This is a genomic window from Streptomyces sp. Isolate_45, from assembly GCF_024721315.2.
Lineage (GTDB): Bacteria > Actinomycetota > Actinomycetes > Streptomycetales > Streptomycetaceae > Streptomyces.
On sequence record NZ_JANFAK020000009.1, the window covers coordinates 11,623 to 31,577 of the forward strand.

Annotated in this window: 10 protein-coding genes; 7 read left to right on the forward strand and 3 right to left on the reverse strand. The window is 67.0% G+C overall.

The genetic code is table 11. The features are described from left to right. Window positions 1-95 precede the first annotated feature (95 nt). Window positions 96-1,112, forward strand: coding sequence for an IS630 family transposase (locus NOD94_RS05180; protein ID WP_348652315.1), 1,017 nt, complete (start codon window positions 96-98; stop codon window positions 1,110-1,112). Window positions 1,113-1,481: 369 nt separating this feature from the next. Here the strand turns inward: NOD94_RS05180 and NOD94_RS05185 are convergent, their stop codons facing one another. Then, window positions 1,482-2,057: a dihydrofolate reductase family protein gene (locus NOD94_RS05185; protein WP_281204497.1), complete on the reverse strand. Its 576-nt coding sequence runs from the start codon at window positions 2,055-2,057 to the stop codon at window positions 1,482-1,484. 147 nt (window positions 2,058-2,204) lie between these two features. Next, window positions 2,205-2,549, reverse strand: coding sequence for a hypothetical protein (locus tag NOD94_RS05190; protein ID WP_281204498.1), 345 nt, complete (start codon window positions 2,547-2,549; stop codon window positions 2,205-2,207). Window positions 2,550-3,134: 585 nt separating this feature from the next. Here NOD94_RS05190 and NOD94_RS05195 point away from each other — a divergent pair. The 5 genes from NOD94_RS05195 to NOD94_RS05215 all read left to right on the forward strand — a co-directional run bounded on the left by NOD94_RS05195 (window position 3,135) and on the right by NOD94_RS05215 (window position 8,637). Continuing rightward, window positions 3,135-3,809: a helix-turn-helix transcriptional regulator gene (locus tag NOD94_RS05195; RefSeq protein WP_281204499.1), complete on the forward strand. Its 675-nt coding sequence runs from the start codon at window positions 3,135-3,137 to the stop codon at window positions 3,807-3,809. 274 nt (window positions 3,810-4,083) lie between these two features. Then, window positions 4,084-4,530, forward strand: coding sequence for a toxin-antitoxin system, toxin component (locus NOD94_RS05200; protein ID WP_281204500.1), 447 nt, complete (start codon window positions 4,084-4,086; stop codon window positions 4,528-4,530). 2 nt (window positions 4,531-4,532) lie between these two features. Then, window positions 4,533-5,699: an MAB_1171c family putative transporter gene (locus tag NOD94_RS05205; RefSeq protein ID WP_348652316.1), complete on the forward strand. Its 1,167-nt coding sequence runs from the start codon at window positions 4,533-4,535 to the stop codon at window positions 5,697-5,699. Between the two features lie 154 nt (window positions 5,700-5,853). Further along, window positions 5,854-7,089 carry an MAB_1171c family putative transporter gene (locus NOD94_RS05210; protein WP_281204502.1) on the forward strand — a complete coding sequence of 412 codons (1,236 nt, stop codon included), beginning with the start codon at window positions 5,854-5,856 and terminating at the stop codon, window positions 7,087-7,089. A gap of 111 nt (window positions 7,090-7,200) precedes the next feature. After that, entirely contained in the window at window positions 7,201-8,637 is a 1,437-nt protein-coding gene (locus tag NOD94_RS05215; RefSeq protein ID WP_281204503.1) for an FAD-dependent monooxygenase, read from the forward strand. A gap of 214 nt (window positions 8,638-8,851) precedes the next feature. Here the strand turns inward: NOD94_RS05215 and NOD94_RS05220 are convergent, their stop codons facing one another. Continuing rightward, entirely contained in the window at window positions 8,852-13,006 is a 4,155-nt protein-coding gene (locus NOD94_RS05220; RefSeq protein WP_281204504.1) for a LamG-like jellyroll fold domain-containing protein, read from the reverse strand. A gap of 392 nt (window positions 13,007-13,398) precedes the next feature. Here NOD94_RS05220 and NOD94_RS05225 point away from each other — a divergent pair, with 392 nt between their 5' ends. Further along, on the forward strand, window positions 13,399-19,818 hold the full coding sequence (locus NOD94_RS05225) for an RHS repeat-associated core domain-containing protein (RefSeq protein WP_281204505.1): 6,420 nt from the start codon (window positions 13,399-13,401) through the stop codon (window positions 19,816-19,818). Window positions 19,819-19,955: the final 137 nt, after the last annotated feature.

A 19,955-nucleotide genomic window follows, 5' to 3' on the forward strand; every position in this document is an offset into this window, starting at 1 on the left:
CCCGAACGCCCCACCGATCGGCGGAGCCGGAGGGCCAGAAACTCCAGCACATCGTCCGGCGGGGCAGCACGAGTTCGGTGCGGTTCCGGCGGGCGATGGTGCTCCTGGCTTCGGCCGGCGGCAGCACGGTCCCGGTCATAGCCCGCCTGGTCCAGGCGGACGAGGACACCGTCCGCGATGTGATCCACACGTTCAACGAGACCGGGCTCGCATGTCTGAACCCTCGGTGGGCGGGAGGCCGTCCCCGCCTTCTCGACCGTGACGAGGAGGACTTCGTCGTCCAGACGGCCACTACTCGTCCAACCGTGCTGGGCAAGCCCTTCACCCGCTGGTCGATCCGCAAGCTCGCCGATCACCTGCGCAGGAACACTGCCCGGCCCGTCCGGATCGGCCGGGAGGCTCTGCGGTGCTTACTGTCCCGCCGCGGGATCTCCTTCCAGCGCACGAAGATCTGGAAGGAGTCCCCGGACCCCGACTTCGACTTGAAGCTCGCCCGGATCGAGTACGCGATCAACGAGCGGCCGGACCGCACGTTCGCGTTCGACGAGTTCGGGCCTTTGGGAATCCGCCCCACCGCCGGCTCCTGCTGGGCCGAGAGGACCCGGCCCGACCGCCTGCCGGCCACCTACCGGCGCACCCATGGGATCACCTACTTCCACGGCTGCTATTCGGTCGGCGATGACCAGATGTGGGGGATCAACCGGCGCCGCAAGGGCATCGACCACACCTGGACCGCGTTGAAAACGATCCGGGCCGCCCGCCCGGACGGCGCCCCGATCTACGTGATCCTCGACAACCTCTCCGCCCACCTCAACTGGAAAATCCGCAGGTGGGCGGCTCGCATCAAGGTCGAGCTGTGCTTCACCCCGACTTACGCCTCCTGGGCCAACCCGATCGAAGCCCACTTCGGACCCCTACGGCAGTTCACCCTGGCCAACTCGAACCACCCCAACCACACCGTCCAGACCCGGGCCCTGCACGCCTACCTGCGCTGGCGCAACAAGAACGCCCGCCACCCCGACGTCCTCGCCGCCCAACGACGCGAACGCGCCCGCATCCGCAGCGAGAAGGGGCTGCGCTGGGGAGGACGGGCACTGGCTACTGCTGCCTGATCAGCGATTGCCGATACTTCCTCCATGGGAAGCAGAAGGAAGCCGTACTGGCGCACGATTGGGACTCCGAAGACACTCGCCCTCTACCGCACGCCAGATCGGTGGCGGTTTGCTGTGTATTTCGAAGCACCGGGCGGCATTGCCGACGGCTTCCTCGATCACCCCGCCCCCAACTGCGACCCTGAGTCAGCCCAGGCTGCCCTCCACCTCAGGGCCCAAGAGCTGACCCACCGAGAGCTGGAAGTCTCCTGGCAGCCCGCCGATCGACCGGATTGGTGGACCGGAGTTGTCACCAAGGCGGGACCAGCCGCCGCGTTGAGCCACCATCGGCAGGGCGTAGCAACCCGGTGAACGTATCCGGTCAGAGCACTAGACGGCGGCCCGGCGCGCCACGCGGTACCGGAGGTGGACGGCGTTCGAACTGAAGTTGCGCGTCTCGACGAGTTCGAGGTCCACCCGGCGCTCGTCCCGGGGGAAGAACGGAATGCCACCGCCGACCAGTACCGGATAGACCACGGCCCGGTACTCGTCGATCAAACCCGACGCGGCCGCCTCGGCTGCGAGCGTCGCGCCGCCGATCGCGATGTCGCCCTCCCCCGGCTCGGCCCGCAACCGTTCGATCTCCTCCGCCAGGCTTCCGGAGGCCAGGCGGGCATTGCCCCGCACCGCCGACAGCGTCGTGGAGAACACCACCTTCGGGAGCGGATTCCAGAGCGAGGCCCACTCCAGCTCGGCTTCGCCGGTCGAGGGATCCTGGTCGGCGGTCTCCCAGTACAGCATCGTCTCGTAGAGCCGTCGTCCCATCAGGTGGACGCCTACCTGTCGGATCTCGTCGATCCAGAAGCGGAAGACCTCCTCGTCGGGCGTCGTCCAGTTGAAGTCGCCGTCCGGCCCGACGATGTAGCCGTCGAGGGAGACACTCATCGAGTAGGTCACGTTGCGCATCAAAGTCCTCCTCGGGTACCGGATTCGACCCTACGGCCACCGGACGCCGCGGGACTCGTCACGGCTCGCGGGGCCGCATCAGGTCCACCCGCTCCGGCTTGTTCTCCAACCACCAGGACCTGCCGGGACTTCTGATGGCCTTGAGGGTCAGCCACCGCCTTGGAAGGCCCACAGCAGGAGCGCCAGCGCGCACAGCACGAAGGTGGCCACGTGCGCGTAGATCAGGGCGATCAAGGCGCCGACCCCGCCCAGCACCAGGCCGCGGGTCCGCGTGTTCCGGTGGGCCGAGGCCCGCCAGGAGGCCGCCACGAGGGTCAGTGGAATGACGTACGGCAGCACCAGCCACGGAACACCGTGGATGATCGGGGAGGAGTGGTAGCCCCACGTGCCGCCCAGTACCGCGGTCACGGTGAACAAGGCCGGGGCCGCCGGCCACCACGGCGAGCGGAGGGCCCGTTCGGGCGGAGGTACCGGGGTGGAAATCGTTCTCATGCCCCCATTGCACCGCCCGCCCCGTCGCCTCGGCATGGGCGTACGTACTCAGTTCGCCCGGTCCGCGTACCCAACTGGGGGCACTCGTCTCCCCTCATGGTCGCGGGCACCGCAGGGGCCTCGCTCCCCCCACTTGCCGCCGCGGCCGGAGCGCTGGGCCCTTCCGTCGCCGGTTCCTTGACGCCGCATTCGCCGGCACGGCGCCCGCCCTCACCCACCGGCTCGGTGACCGGCCCGCCGCCCGTGACGGATCCTGCGGGGGCGATCGTCATCGCCCGCGTCGGGCAACGCCGGCGCGGGGACGCCGTACGGTAACGAGCCACCGCACGGGCCCCTGCGCCCCTGCTCGGGCGGGCCCCGCAGGGTCGCTCCTTCGGCGAACGGATGCTCCCAGCCGTCTGCCGTCGCGGGCACGCGGTCCCGCCGGTCGAACAGCAACCTGTCGTCAGGCGTGGCAGGTTGGGATACGGATCATGGATATCCTGCCACGGTTGTGGCAGAGTCTTCGGTGTGCGTCCCCCCTGGCTCCGTCCTCCAGATAGCGCCGGGGGGCGGTCATTCTGTCTACTCCCGGGAGATCGATCCGTGACGGATGCCGCCCCCACGTCACCGGCAGCCGCCGCGCAGTTGGCCGCGACCTCCGATCGGGTCGCGGCCCTGGGGGCGAAATTGGGCCGCGGCCGCGAGGAGGTCCTCGATCCATTGAGGTTGAGTTTGGCCTCAGGCGTTCCCGTGGACGTGGTCCGAGCCCTCCTCCGGGGCAGGCAGGCAGGTGAGCCTGATCTTCAGGAGCGCTTCAAGCAGAGGTTGCGTCTGCTTCACGAAACGTACCTCCATGAGACGGGACGAAAGTATTCGCATGGGGAGATCGCTGCTCGGAGCGGCTCCTCCAGGCAGCAGATTCAGGCTCTCTTCGCGGGAGATCGTCGCCCGACGATGCAGCACTGCTCCATGCTGGAGAAGTTCTTCGGAAGGCCGGCAGGATTTCTCCAGGCCGAGGACGTCGATGCGCTCAATACCGCGCTGGTCGTCATCGAGAAGTCACTTCTTCAGGAGTACAGCGAGCGGGAGGCGCCGGAAAGCACTCCTGCCGCGCCCGGGATGCCAAGCATCTATGCCCGTCACGGTGTGGACGGGATCGCCCTGCGCGCGGCCCTGATGCCCGACGAGGGCCGCCAGAGGTTGCTGGAGTGGATGGACGACTACCTGGCCGAGAACCCCATGGAGGGGGAAGCGGGTGCGGTGGGGGGCTCGCCGTGAGGTGGTGCCCGGGGCCAGGTTCCATCGGGTCGAGGCGTCACCGGCCCGATTCGTTCGATTCCGTGGAATCGTTCGGTGACGCATTGTGTGGATTAGCCCTTCGGGGAACAGGGGCAGGGGAACGCATATGTTCAAACGATGGGACATGCGGCATTCGATCGATGCCCTGGCGGGCGAAATCGGCCATTTGGAAGGTCCGGTTCCGGGCCCGGATATTTGCCTGGCGCTTTGTGAGGCGCTGGGAAGACGTCGGGGAAGGAAGATCGAGTTACGCATGATTTCCTTCCCTCTCGGCACGGTCAGTGGGCTCGCGCTCAACCTCGGGGAACAGGACCTCGTCCTCGTGGAGGAGAGGACCGTCGCCGAGCATCAGCTCATCATCACCGGACACGAACTGTGCCACCTCGAACTGGGTCACTGTCACATGCGTCTGACGGAGGGATTACTGGCGGCCCGTCTGCTCCACCACGACGCCGATCTGCAGAGCGTTGTCCGTTCGGCGCTGTCGGTCGCCGGACGTCGGAGTCCCGCGCTGCGGAACTCGGATGGCACAGCCGCCAAGAGGCACAAGAAGCAGGAGGCCGAGGCTGAGCGCTACGGGTTGGAGCTGGCACACAGGGTCCAGCACCTCCTCACGGACACCGGCGCCGAATCTGTTGATCGGGGCACGACACCCGGTCGAATAGAGGCCGCGCTCGGCTCCCGAAGCGTACGAGGCTGACGTTGTCGGATCTGAGCTTCTACGTACCCGCGGCGCTGGGTTGCCTGGCAAGCCTTCTCAGGCTTCCCAGTCTCCTCAGGAATCCACGCGACCCCATGCTCCAGGCCGTCATGGCATACCTGGTCACCGCCACCTGCTTGTTCGTCTTCGGGTCGATCCCGATGCTGATGAGGGTCAACGATCTTACGGGCACACCCAATTTCGCGGCCCCGCTCCTCTACTCCATCCTCATGGCGTGCACCGGCTCCGGCATCGTCCTGATCATCAATTGGCGCGGTGGCCCACCCGACCGCATCCGGAGGGCCACGAGCTGGTGCATGGGTGCCTACGCCGCGGTCAGTGTTGCCCTCTTCGCCCTGTTCATGCTGGGCGAGGCACCCGTCGAGCGACTGGAAGACTTCGACACCTACTACGCCACCACACCGTATGTGCGTGAAATGATCGCCCTCTACCTGGCGGCCCACACCACATCGGTTCTGGTCATGGTCCACCTGTGCCGGCGTTGGCTCCACAGCGTCAAGGGGGAACTCCGCGTGGGCCTGGCCCTCATGGTGACCGGATACGCGCTCGCGGTGGCGTTCGACCTGTGCAAGTTCGCCGCTGTGGGCGCCCGATGGGCCGGTCTGAACTGGGACGTTCTGAGCACCGACTTGGCACGTCCGTTAGCCGCGGCGAGCGCCCCGTTCGTCGCGTTCGGCTTCGGCATACCGTACGTGGTGCAGCGCCTCAGGAAACCCTGGCGGGAGTGGACCCGTTATCGGCAGCTGGGGCCTTTGGCGCGGCTGCTGCGCGGGCTCGCGCCCACGGCCTCGACCATCAGGATGCCACTGTTCTCGTCGGCGGGCGTCCGCCGCCTGCAACTCGAATCGATCATCCATGACGGACTGCTCACCTTGAACCCCTACTTCGACCTCACCCTCAGGGCCCGCTCGATCGCCGACGCACTCACCCGCGGAGTCGCCCCCGAGGCCGCCGACGCGGCCGCCGACGCGGCCATGATCGTCGCCGCCGTCGAGGCGCTGCGCGCAGACCCCGAGCGTCAAGTGATCACCACGTCACAAGGCCTTCAGGAAGGCGCCGGAGAGGACCGCGACCTCGTCCGCATCTCGCAGTCGCTGTCCTCGATCCCGGCTGCCGGCCGGCCGAACACGACGCGGGAGCCCGCGTGAGAGCCCTTCTCGTTTCGCGCCGCACCATCCACACCATCGCAGTCGATCGAACCGCCTCAACACGCCGCGCCACTCCTGTGGGACCGCGCGCCGACATCAACCTCCCCGGTGATCCGGCTCCGCTGTGCGACGTGCGAGCCGAGGGGTGCACGTCGTGACCAACCTTCACTACTACGTACTTGCCGCGCTCCTGGCCTTCGCCTTCGCGTTGAGGGTGCCCGGCCTGATCAGGCACTGGCGGGACCCGTTCGTCCGCGCCGTGTCATTGCTGCTGCCCCTGGCCTCGGCCGTCTTCTTCTTCGCCGCGCCACCGACGATCTCCAGGGTGAACGAGCTCACCGGCATGGCCAACCTTTCGGCTCCGGTCGTCTACGGCATCGTCACCGCGCTGAGCGCGGCCCTGGTCAACCTGATGATCACGTGGCGTGGCGGGCCCGAGGAACGAAGGCGCGCGGCCACTCGATGGTGCATCGGCGTCTACGGGGCCGTCATCGTTGCCTTGTTCACGCTGTTCGCGCTCGGGGATTCACCCGAGGAGCGCCTCCTCGATTTCGACACCCACTACGCCAATGCCCCGTACATCCGGGAAATGATCGTCCTGTACATCGCCGGGCACGCGCTGTCGACCCTGACTCTGGCCGTCCTGTGCTGGCGCTGGGCACGCGAGGTCCCGGGCCTCCTGCGCATCGGGTTGGTGCTCATCGTGGCCGGATCGTTCCTGAGCCTGACATGGGATGCCTGCAAACTCCTCGCCGTTGCCGCCCGGTGGACCGGCCACGACTGGGACGGCATCAGTACGACCGTCGCCCCGACTGTGGCCTCCCTGGCCACGCTCACCCAGGCCATCGGGCTCGTGCTTCCGTCCGTCAGTCAAAGCCTGGCCATTCGATGGCACCGATGGTCCCAATACAGAAGGCTCCGGCCCCTATGGCTGACCATGCGGGCCGTGACGCCGTACGGAGCGGTGGGCATTCCCTGGTGGTCCTCCCTCAGCATCAGGCACCTGCGCAGGACCATCCTCATCCGTGACGGCCTCAGACTGCTCCACTCCTCTCTCGAGCGGGATACGAGCCCCTGTGCGCAGGCGACGACCACCTCGATCCCGGACCCGCTCAAACCGGAGTCGGCCCGGCACGTCTCCATGGTGCTCGCGGCGTTGGCCGGTTTGCCCCGCTCCCCCCACGGTCACGCCGGCAGTAGCGTTGAGAGCGTGCTGGAGGGCGATGACGAGGGGCTCGTCATGCTCTCCGACGCCATCGGCGTGTTGATGGTGCATGACGACCACGCCCCCCTGAGGTTCCACCGCGGGCCTGCCCGGCCCGCCGGTCGACCGCGCGGACTTCACCCGGACCGACCGTCGGTACGGCCCGTGGGCGTTGACGGCGACTGATCCGCTCACTCCACCAGGAACCTCGTTCCGCTCCGCCGTCCGCCTGCGCGAGTTCGGCACCATGACGCTGACGCAGCCCGCCCCAGCGGCGGCCCACCAGAGAGCTGTCACATGACCAACCCCGGCAACACCCGCCCCACATCGACACAGCGGCGGGCCATCGTCATCGGCGCGGGTATCACAGGGATGCTGGCAGCGGCCGCGCTGCGCGAAGTGACCGATGAAGTCCTGATAGTCGAGAACGATGAGCTGCCCGACGGCCCGTTCCCCAGAAAGGGGCTTCCCCAGGCCCGACACGCCCATACCTTCTGGAGCGGCGGCGTACTCGCCGCCGAGACGCTCCTGCCCGGGGTGACCGACCGTTGGCTGGCGGCCGGCGCGAACCGGATCCCGATTCCCACCGGCATGGTCGGATTCAGTAGCGAGGGGTGGTTCCGGCGATGGAACGCCGAGACCCACTTCATCCTCGCCTGCAGTCGAGACCTCCTGGATTCCGTCGTACGCCACTTCGTTCTGGGAGCCGGGGGAGTGAACATCCGTCAGCGCACACGTGTCGAAGGCCTGACCGGCAGCGCCGCCGTGGTCACCGGGGTGCGGGTGCGCGGGGCGGACGGGCGCGTGGAGGACCTGGAGGCCGACTTCGTCGTGGACGCCGGCGGACGAGGCTCACGCACACCCCAATACCTCCAGGAGCTGGGGGTGGGATCCGCCCCCGAGCGATCACTGGACCTCGGCCTCGTGTACGCGACACGCCTTTTCCGCGCGCCCGAAGGAGCCGACGCCTTCCCCATAGTCAGCGTCCAGTCGGATCCGCGTCTCGGGCGGCCCGGGCAGGGGGCCAGTATCCTTCCGATCGAAGACAACACATGGCTGGTCACGGCACTGGGCACCAGAGGAGGCGAGCCCACGGGGGTCGTCGAGGACTTCGAGCCGTTCACCCGCGGCCTCCGGCACCCGATCATCGGCGAGATCATCTCTCATCTTGAGCCTCTGACCGGCGTGGCGATCAACCGGAGCACCCGCAATACGCGCCGGTACTTCGAGCACCTCAAGAACTGGCCGGAGCGATTCGTCGTGATGGGCGACGCCCTCGCCGCGTTCAACCCCACCTACGGGCACGGCATGTCCGTGGGCGCGCAATCAGCACTGGCACTCCGGAACGTGATGTTGGCCAACGAGATGGACACGCCCCGCCTCTCCCGGCGCATACAGAAGGCGGTGGCCAAGCCCGTTGCCGCGGCCTGGGACCTGGCGATGGGGCAGGACGTCTTCTACCCGCAGGTCCGGGGCGGCACGCCGAGCCGAAAGGACAGGATCCTGGCCACCTACGTGAACCGCCTGCTGAAGACGAGCTGCGGAAACTTCACGATGGTCCGCGACTTCACCGACGTGACCTCACTCCAGGCCCCACTGACGACGCTCGTGAAACCACGTGTGCTGCTCGCCGCCGCCCGAGGCCCGCTGCACCCGCCCCTGACCGGGCCGCCACTGACCGAACGGGAACTCGGGTTGGTGACCGCCCGCGGCTATCGACCTGCGGACCAGTGACTTCCCTCGGGCACCAATCGCTGTTCGCCGGCACGCTGCGGGCCGCCTGCCCGGCATCTCTCCGAGCGGCCGTTCACGTCGGGCGCGCGGTGGCGGCCGAGGCCGACTCCGAGGGCGGACCCGGCCGCTGAGAACCCGCCGAGCGTTCGCAGCGCTTCGGTCCTGCCTCCCCGGGGAATGCCAGGAAGGCAGGACCGTCGGTCACGTACCTCTGTCAGTCGCCGACTCCCAGTGGCGAGGCAAGGCCCGGTGCGGACCAGAGCTGAGCGTTCGTACCGTTGCATTCCCAGAGCTGGAGTTGGATGCCGTTGTCGGTGCGACTACTCGGCAGATCCATGCAACGCTTGCTCATCGGGTTGTAGAGGCTGCCGTCGGCCAGCGGCAGCCACTGCTGCGGTCCGGTTCCGTTGCAGGTCCACAGCTGTACCAGGATGCTGTTCTCAGGGGCGTCCACACATCGGCCGAGCACACGAAGTTCGCCGTTCTCCCGCAGCTCGAACTGTTGGGGGGCGCTTCCGTTGCAGTCCCAGATCTGGATGCGGTTGCCGTCGGCCGTGCCTCCCATGCTGTCGTCGACGCACTTGGTGTCGCTGACTCCCGACACCAGGGACGTCCGGGTGGCGGACGGAACGGTGGAGTGGTTGTGGACGGCGAGGCCGCTGATGCGGCCGTCGAGGAATACGCTCGGGTTGCCCTGGGCCTTGTAGCGGCCGATGACCAAGGGGCCGGTGGCCTGCCAGGTGTTCGCCTTGGCGTGGTGGCCGGTGGCTGCGAGCGTGCCATTGACGTAGAGCGCGATCAGACCGGTGGTGTCGTCGTAGGTGGCCATCAGCTGTGTCCAGACCCCGACCTGAACCCGGGCCGCGGAGTTGCGGATGTCGGTCTGGTCGTAGTTCCAGCCGTCGCCGTCGGTACGGCTCAGGGCGAAGCGCCAGGTGCCGTCGGAGTCGGACCAGAGCATGAAGCCACTGGAGCGCTGTCCGTCCTGGCTGACGACGACGCCCCCGGCCTTGTCGGCCTTGACCCAGGTGGAGACGGTGAAGCTACGGCTGGTGTCCACCCCGGGCTTTGCCGCGGTGACCGTGGCCCCGCCACCGTCCAGGTCGACGACCTTGGTGGCGGTGCCGGCGACGGTGTCGTCGGCCCAGGTGGCACCGGCACCGGTGAGGGCGGCACTGTTGTTGCCTCGCAGGTCGGCCACCGCGGTTCCCGAACCCTCGTTCAGCTTCCACGCGCCGGCCGAGATGCGGGAGTCGCCCATGGCCTGTGCGTTGCCGAAGCCGGTGACCCTTCCCGTGGTGGTGGTGCCGTTCCACGTCAGCAGCCGATGGCGGCTGTCCAGGGCCCAGAGGTCAGGGGTGCCGTCCGCGCTGGTGTCTCCGGAGGAACCGAGGACGGGGTGGGAGGCGGCACTGACGCCACCGCCGATCCGGGTCCGCTTGCTGTGGTCGCCCAGGGCCGCCGGGTTTCCGGGGACGTTGGCGTACTGGTAGACCTCGCCAGTGGCCTTGTCACGAGCCCACAGGTCCGGAAGACCGTCACCGGTGGCGTCTCCGGGAGCAATCAGCGTGAGGTTGTCCCAGCCCGAGGGACTGAGGACGAGCACGACCGGGTCGCGCAACTCGCCGGTCGCGCCAGTACCCTGAAAGAGCACCAGGGAGCTGTTCGTGCCGCTCTTCTCGACCGTGAGCAGGTCATTGCGAGGAGCGACGCCCGCTTCGGGTAGGGCGTCGCCCACGGCGAGGATCTGATGGACACGGGTCCAGTCCTCGACGTACGTGCTGCCGCAGGGTTGGCCTGTGGCGGCCAGGGTGCAGTCCTGTCTGTAGGGGCGCTGTACGGGCACGGCTTTGGTAGCGCTGTAATACAGGCCGTCGTTCGCTGCGAGCCCTCCCTGTGTGAGGGAGTTGCGGTACAGCGTCAGTTGTCCGTCACGGTAGGCCCACAGATCATCGATGCGGATGCTGTTGCCGCCGCGGTGCGTGGTCAGGGTGCCGTTGCCCCAGCCCTTGCCCCCGGGGCTGTTGGCCAAGTTGGAGGCGATGATTCCGCCGGCGGCCGGGTCGAGCGCGGTCGGGTATACGACGAGGTCGCCGTCGCTCGTGGGCGCGATGAAGTCCACCCGCTCGTCACCGGTGATGTCGCCGAGGGTGGTCTTGGCGTTCGGGTCGTCAGGCACGTAGAACGCGTAGGTCTGCTGCTGCGATCGGTTGCCGGCGCGGTCCACGGCTTGGACACGCAGGAGATTGGTACCCCAGGTCGTGGGGGTCAAGGGAATGGATGCGCTGCCGTCGGCTGCGGAGTCCACCCGGTTGGCTCCCGCTGCCGGGATGGCCGAATTGAAGGCCCATTCGTAGTAGAGGACCCCGCTGGTCGTATCGGCCGACCTGACGCCGAAGGTGCCGCTCCGGCCGATGTGCTTCGTCGAGCCGGGCATGCTGCCTGACGGGGGGTAGTCGGGGGAGGTGACCACGGGGACGGATGGAGGTTGGAGGTCCATGCTGAAGGTGCAGCCGGTTACCCAAGCGGATTCCAACTCTCCGTCGTGGGCGGCGACCCGCCAGTTGTAAGTGTGCCCGTCCAGGAGGCCGGTGGGTCGGGTGCTCACCCAATGGGTGCCGGTCGCCTGGCCTACTTGCCCGCTGGCGTGGGCAAGGGATCCGTCGGCAGTGTCGTTGATGTTGAAGAGGGCGGAGACCGGCTGGCTGTCCGGGTCGCCGATCCACGTACCGACGCTCAGGCTCGCGTACGTGGTGGCGCCCACCCAGCCACAGCCGTTTCCGTTCGGGTTCTGGGGAGCCGGGCTCATGCCGAGGCTCCACGGAGGGTAGGGGGCTCGGTTGTACTCGACATAGAGGAACGGCAGGTTGTTCTTGTCCCTGGTGAACCGCTTGAAGGAATTGTTGCCGCTGGTTTTCGACTCGTCGGCAGCGAACAGACCGTACGTGAGGCTTCCTCGCCACTCGTTCGCGATGAGGTGGTCGCGAACGTCCCATTCACCACGCGTTGTGGAACCCGTGCATCCGGGACCGCCGGCGCTATTGACCGCGGTGGTGCGCAGGATCTCCCAATCGCGAGGCTGGGTGTTCCAGGTGATGTTGGAGAGCAGTGGCTCGGTGGAATGCAGATCCACGTTGTACGTCCGGCTGCATGTGGCGTCGGCAGCGTACGACTGAGTCGCGAAGAAGGAGGCCTTTCGGACTGTCTTGTCCCGTAGGTCGCCGGTGTCGACCTGTACGTAGTACCTCTCCAGTCCGGTGCGTGTCCGCCAGCGCTGGTAACCGACGCCTGGGTCGTAGGTGTCGCCGTAATCGTCGTAACTGGTGGTGGCCGGATATGCCTCCTGGACCCAGGCCCAGTGCTGCGTGCCGCGGTTGGTGGGGGTCCAGGCCGGGTCGATGTACACCGGATAGGCGGTGTTCGGGTCATTCAGGAAGGATGGGTCCGGGGTCAAATCCACGGACTCCTTCCCGAGGTCTGTCCGCAGGCGTGCCACTTTGGCGAAATCACCGGGACCCACGCTGTCCGAGGCGTACTTGGCCGCTTCGTCGTCCCGACTCACGGGGGCGGGGGCGTTGACGAGCTGAGGAGCTTTGTCGGCACCCGCGGCTTTGCCGGCCGGTGCCTTGGCGGGTGTGCTGGAGTCCCACATGGTCGGGGTCGGAGCCTGGAAGATGGTACGGCCGGAGGTGTCCGCGGCCTTCAGATTGCCGTGTCCGTCGGCGGAGACGGCAACGCCTTCGCCTTTGAGGCCAAGGGTGAGCTTGGCCAGTTTCGGATGTTGGGCGGCTTGTGCGGAGTTGACGACCAGGACCTGAGAGATCCCCCCGCTCTCGTCGGCCGCGACCTTGAGGTCGGTACCGGGCGCCACTTCACGGTAGATGGCGCTCTCGCCCTCCAACGCGGGGGCGGGTAGCGGGTCGGGCCAGCTCAGTACCAGCCTTTTGCCGTCCTGCTCCAGTACGGCGAGCGGGCCGGTGCCTCCGGCCGACAGGGTCAAACCGTTCGTTGCGGCCTTCGGACGCAGCTTGCCGTCGGCTGCCCGGACGAGAGTGGCGTCCAGGCCCACCCATGTGTCGCCATGTCGGGTCCGTAATGGAGCGACGCTGCGGGTCAGGCCCAGTGTTCCGTTCGGGTTGGCCACCGTTGTGTCCGTCTCGGTGGTGAAGGCCGGGATCGGAACCGGTTTTCCGGTGCGCCTGGCCTCTGCCAGCGCCGCCTCTTCAGCCTGATCTCGTTGGGTGGCGGGCCGCGGAGGCGGAGTCTGGGCGTTGGGCGCGGCGCCAGGTCTCTCCACGGCCAAGGCCGCGCCGGGTGCGGCGCCCAAGGAAGTGATGGACAGGGCCAGTGTGACCAGCCCCGCGAGCACGACCGGATGGACTGGTCGCCGCCCTGATTCGAGTATGCCCCCCACTGCAAGACTCCCCAAAGTAATGGTGTTGACGGGATGGGCGTGAACGCTAACAGGTGACAGACCCATCCGTTTTTGATCAGAAATATGGAATCCAATATTCCCCGGGGAAGAATCCCCGGATTCGTGATCGTTCGATCGCCAAGATTAGGTCATCGCGTATGCGAACGGTCGACTTTCGGACCTTTTTTCGAACTTCGAGAATGACGGGGGCTGGATTGTCCGGATTGGAACCAAATGCGCGAACCGTCTACCGGTTAACATCTCAGGCCAATTGATCAACTCGGTCAACATTGGGGGGGCGTGCCGTGTCGGCACCACACGAACTTCATGCAACCAGAAAACGTTCGATGGCCAGAAAACATATCGGCGTACCACTCTTGGCTGCATTCTCGCTGCTCATCAGTGCGGGAGCGGCCCAGGGGGCGGAAAACAAGCCAAAGGATCCGCGTCGCTGGTCACAGGGTGCTCTCAAGAGGGCCGACTCTGTTTCGGGAAAGAATGCGCCGAAGGCGGAGGTGAGAATTCCGCAGGGCGACGGCGCCGCAGTCTGGCGGCCGAGAGACGTCTACTGGCCCCCGGCCTCCCGAACAGCGATCGATCTGGGTGCGAAACGGCCTGTCTCTCCGCCCGGCGCACCCTTCACCAAGGCCGTCCCCGTTCGCCCACCGACGGCCCCGGCGGCCGATCCGAGCCGCGCGGGCACGGCACCCGTATGGGTCGGTCCGGCATCGGAGAACGGTGTGTCGCCCGCGGGCAAGGTGGATGTCGAGTTGGCCGACCGGGCAACTGCCGAGAAGGCCGGAGTCCAGGGCCTTCTGCTCTCGGTCCGGCCCTCGAAGGACGCAGCGGTGGGCGATGGCCCGGTGAAGGTTTCCGTCGACGTCTCGCACATAGCCGGGGCCTTCGGAGGCGATTGGCTCTCCCGTGCGCGTCTGATCTCTCTTCCCGCGTGTGTTCTGACAACCCCCGACCGCCCCGAATGCCGGACGCAGACACCCGTGGTGACTGCCAGGCAGGGCGACAGGGTCGGGCTGCTCAGTGCGGACATCAGCCTGAAGGCGAACACGGACACGGTTGGGGACAAGCGCCCGCCCTCGTCAGCCGGCGCCGCGGGCACTTCTGCCACTTCGGTCGGGGCGACGGTGCTGGCGGCTTCGGCGGCTCCCGCCGGTAGCGCCGGTGACTACAAGGCCACCAGCCTGGCTCCTTCCGGCACATGGAGCAGCGGGGGCAGCACCGGAGGATTCTCCTGGACCTATCCGATCGTGACCCCCGAAGGGCTCGGCAGCACCAAGCCGGACATCGCCCTCGGGTACAGCTCCCAGTCAGTGGACGGCCGCACGGCCGCCACCAACAACCAGTCCTCGTGGATCGGTGAAGGTTGGGACTACTCTCCCGGCTTCGTGGAGCGCCGCTTCAAGCCTTGCTCCAAGGACGGACAGACCGGCTCCGGCGAACAGTGCATGGCCGGCGAGAACGCCACCCTCTCCCTGAACGGGAAATCCTCTGCCCTGATCCGTGACGACGCGTCCGGTGTCTGGCGGCTGGAAGCCGATGACGCATCGAAGGTCGAGCGACTGACGGGCGCGGTCAACGGCGACAACAACGGGGAACACTGGAAGGTCACCACGGCCGACGGTACCCAGTACTACTTCGGCATGGGCCGCAAGCCGGGAAGCCCGAGCGCCCCGGCGACCAACTCGGCATGGACCACACCGGTTTATGGGAACAACGCCGGCGAGGAGTGCCATCAGGCCACCTTCGCGGCATCCTGGTGCCAGCAGGCCTGGCGCTGGAACCTCGACTTCGTCGTCGATCCTCGCGGTGGTGTGATCACCCACTGGTACGAGACCGAGACCAACCACTACAAGCGCGGCAGCACGGCCTCGGCCCCGGGGGGCACACTCACGCCGTACATCCGCAGCGGCAACCTCACCAAGATCACCTATGGTTCAAAGCTCACGGATGCGGACAGCGTCAAGCCGACCGCGCAGATCGTCTTCGACACGACCCAGCGCTGCTTACCCGATGCGGGCTTCGACTGCGCACACTCCAAACTCGTCAAGGCCAACGCCACCAAGTGGCCCGACGTGCCTTACGACCTGCACTGCGCCGCCGCCGGCTCCTGCGAGAACTACTCCGCCACGTTCTGGACAACGAAGCGCTTGAGCAAGATCAGCACTCAAGTCCTCAACGGCACCGGCGGCTACGACCAGGTCGACTCCTACGAGCTGAAGCACGAGTTCCCCAACCCACAGGACGGAACCGCGCCCACGCTGTGGCTCGCCTCGCTCACCCACATCGGCCATGACGGTGCGGGATCCCTGGCCACACCCCCGGTCACCTTCACCGGCCGGCTGATGAACAACAGGGTTGACTCCAGCGCCGACAACAAGCCGGCGCTCAACCGTCGTCGTATCGTCGGCATCACGTCCGAGACCGGTCAGGTCACCGATGTCGGATACGCCGACCCGGACTGTGCGCCCGGTACCGGGTTGCCTTCGGCCCAGGACTCGAACTCCAAGCGCTGCTACCCCGTCTACTGGGCCCCGGACGAGAAGAGCTCGCTCGACCCGACCCTGGACTGGTTCCACAAGTACGTCGTCACCCGCGTCACCGAGCTCGATCCCTTTGGAGGGTCACTGGCCCAGGAAGTCCGCTACGAGTACGTGGGCCCGGCCGCTTGGCACCGCGACGACGAGGAGCTGACCGAGGACAAGCGCCGCACATGGAACGAGTTCCGCGGCTATGAGCAGGTCATCACCCGATCGGGCAGTGCTCCCGACGTCGTCTCCCGCAGCGCGGTCTTCTACCTGCGCGGCATGGACGGCGATGTCAAGGCGGACGGCAGCAGGAGGACCGCCACCTTCACGGGAATTTCCGGACAGACCCTCAAAGACTCCAACCCGCTGGCGGGAACCGTCCGTGAGACGCAGACCTTTGCGTCCGATGCTGGAGAGCTCGTCACGGTCTCACAGTCGGATCCCTGGCTTTCGCCCGTGACCGCGACTCGTGGCCGCGGCGGCAAGCTCCCTGCCCTCACTGCCCAGATGCATCGCGAGGGCTCCATCAAGAAGAGGTCACTCCGGGCCGACAGGACATGGCAAAGCACGTCGAAGGTCACCACCTACGATCCCGCGTTCGGCATGCCCGTGAGCATCCTTGACCGAGCCGACGGACTGCCCGACACCTGCGGTACGACTTCCTACGTCCGCAATACCGCCAAGTGGATGATCGACCGCGTCTCCGAAACGGTGCAGGTCGAGGGCGACTGCGCCACCGCTCCCAAGGTGGGCAACACACTGGGTCGTTCCCGCACCTACTACGACGGCCAGAGCCACGGCTCCCTCACCGGCGCGGGCCAGGTCACCAGCACCGAGGAGCTCGATCACTTCGAAGGCGACCAGCCCGAGTACACCCGGATTTCCGCAACGGCCTACGACGCCTACGGTCGTGTTGTCAGCGTCACCGACGCGGTGGGCGCGCAGACGACGACGGCGTACGAGCCGGCTGGTCCCACCCGCGCCACAACGGTGAGGACCACCAACCCCAAGGGCTGGAATACCACTTCCACTTTGCACGCCCTCCGCTCCAGTGAGATCAAATCGGTGGACGAGAACGGCCGCACCACCGAAACGTCCTACGACGCACTCGGCCGCGTCACCAGTGTCTGGCTGCCCGGCCGCGCGCGTGACCAGAGCGCGAGCAAGGTGTTCTCGTACGATCTCTCGAACACCGGAACCAGCTCGATCACCAGCCAGAGCCTACGCGCCGACCAGTCGTACGCCACGACCATCAGCATTCTCGACGCGTTCGGGGAGCAGATCCAGCAGCAGTCGGTGCCGCAGAACGGCGCGGCCGGTGCCCGTCTGATCGCCGACACGGCCTATGACAGCCATGGCCGTGTCCACAAGAACAACGAGACGTACTTCAACACGTCCTCCGCCCCGGCCAAGACTCGCTTCCTCGCCAATGACAACGCGGTCCCCGGGCAAAACACCACCGTCTACGACGGGCTCGGACGCCCGGTGGCCAACGTCTTCTCCTCCAAGGCCGCCGAACAGTGGCGCACCACGACCGCGTACCCCGGCATCGATCGCACGGACGTCACCCCACCCAAGGGAGACACCGCGGTCAGTACCGTCACCGACTCCCGTGGCCGTAAGGTCGAGCAGCGGCGCTTCAAGGGGGGCAAGCCGGAAGGCGACTACGACGCCACCCGGTATTCTTACAGCGTCGACGGCGAGCTGGCCCGAATCACGGACCCCGCCGGCAACGCCTGGACGTACGACTACGACCTGCACGGCCGCCAGGTGCGGGTCGTCGACCCCGACAAGGGTGCGGGCACGATCACCTACGACGCCGCCGACCGTGCGGTGTCGACAACGGACGCCCGCGGCACCACCGTCTTCACCAACTACGACATCCTGGGACGCCCCACCTCCCGCAACCTCAGCGCGGCTGACGGCCCCAAGCTTGCCACGTACGAGTACGACACCGTCGCCCTCGGCCGGCCCACGGCATCCACCAGTTGGGTCGATGGCAAGCCCTGGCGCCAGGAGACCACGGGCTACGACGTCGGATACCGGGCCACGGACACCAAGCTGGTCGTGCCCGACGGGGAAGGGGCTCTGACCGGTACCTACAGCGCCTCGACCACGTACGACCCGATCACGGGCCTCGAGCGTCGCTCGACGCTGCCCGCTGTGGGCGGTCTGCCCTCCGAACGGCTCAGCGCCGGCCGCAACGTCAACGGACTGCCCGTTTCCTACGGCTCCGACAACGTCAGTTACGTGAACTTCACGGACTACGACCCCTTCGGTTCGGTCCAACGAACCACTCTCGGCGATGACCCCAGGCAGGTCAGTGTCACGAACATCCAGGACCCGGCCACCGGCCGACTCCTGAACAGCCGAGTGGACAAGCAGGACAGCGCGGTTGCCGTGGATACCACCGACTACACCTACACCGCGGCAGGCGACGTCACGTCGGTCACCAGCACCCAGGGCGCCACGCGCGACACGCAGTGCTTCGCGTACGACCCCCTCCGTCGCCTCACCGCTGCCTGGACCGACACCGGTACCACGACGACACAGCCCGGGCCCTCCGTCCCAGGCATCGGAGGCTGCGCCAATACCTCCCCGCAACAAGCCAAGATCGGCGGCTCGAATCCCTACCACCAGTCCTTCACCTATGACGTGACCGGCAACCGCACCTCCTCCACCGACCACGACCCGGCCGGTGACCCCACCAAGAACATCACCAACACCTACACCTTCCCGGACGCGGGCACCCCGCGCCCGCACGCACCGATCTCGACCACGACCCGGACCGGCGCTGCCTCGTCGGCTGCCAAGGCGATCACCTACGACGAGACCGGCAATACCCTGACCCGGCCCTTCGGTGCCGAAGGCGTACAGGCACTCACGTGGACGGCCGAGGGGCAGCTCGCATCGGCCACCTCCAGCTCGGGTACCTCCACGTACGTCTACGACGCGGACCGCAAGCGCCTGCTGCGCCGTGACCCGGGCAAGACCACCCTCTTCATCGGCTCGACCGAACTCACTCTCGAAACCGGCACCAACAAGGTCACCGGTACCCGCTACTACTCGGCTCCGGGTGGGACCACCATCGTCCGGTCCTCGGCCGGCACCCTGTCCTACGTCGCCGCCGACCACCACAACACGGGCGTCACCTCCATCGACGCGATGACCCTCCAGGTCCAGCGCCGTGGGTCCAAGCCATTCGGTGAGGATCGCGGTACGAAGCCCGCCGCATGGCCGGGCGAGCGTGGGTTCGTGGGAGGCGTACAGGACACGATGACAGGCCTGACCCACCTCGGAGCACGCGAATACGATCCGAGATTGGGCCGCTTCCTCTCCGTGGACCCGATCATGGCGGTGGACGATCCCCGTCAGCACCACGGGTACCAGTACGGGAACAACAGTCCCCTGACCGAGTGGGATCCGACCGGCGAGGCCCTCGAGGAATGCCGCAGTGGCATGTACACCTGCACCAACGGCGGAACCAGGCCGACCGGTTACGGGAACAATTATGAGCGAGAGGTATCGAACAACCGCGGCACTCTCGCGCCTGAGTACGTGAGGCAGAAGACTCGCAACAAGAACGCCTGCCGACACGACCCCAGCTGCGGGCGGAGCAGTTACAGCGCTCCGAAGAGCGTCTCGAAGCCCCAGCGGAGCAAAGGCAAGAGCCTGGGAAGAGTGGCGCTGTCCGGTCTGAAGGACGGGCTGCTGGGACAAGGCGGTCGGTGGATCGTCGACAACACCGAGCGAGTCAAGCGGGGCTTGAACATTGCGAAGGACTGGGCCATAGAGCATCGCGGTCTTCTCGCGACGATCGCCTCGACCGCTGCATGCCTCACCCCAGGCCTGGGGTGGGCCGTCTGCGCGGTGGCAACAGGTATCGCCCTGGGCACGCGCATGAGTCAACGGGCATCGGAAGGTGGTGGTTGGGGCAAAACATGGCAGGACAACACCTTCGACGCAATCTTCACCGCGGGCACCTTCGGCGTGGGCAGTTCCATCAGGTACGCGAAGTTCGGCAGCCTCTCAGGCCTGAAGGAACCCTTCCGCGCTCCCCATCCGTTGCAGGGCAGGGCCTGGAGCGGAGCGGCCCCGCAGGCATGGGAGCGGGCTGCGGAGCGAGCCGGCCCGGTTTACGACATGGTGGGCGCCTACAGTCCGCTGTATACACTGGGAGGAGCCGTCCCCTCGGTGGTCGGAGCCTTCCGCGACAACAACTGACGCCGCCCGAAGAACCTCCAGGCTCCGAAGGGATCCAGCAGTGAATGGCAAGATAGCGTTCCGTAGTCCTTGGAACATCGTCGTGTGCGGAAGTGGGCTTCTCGCTCTCCTCGTTGGTGCTGCCACGGCCTCCGAAA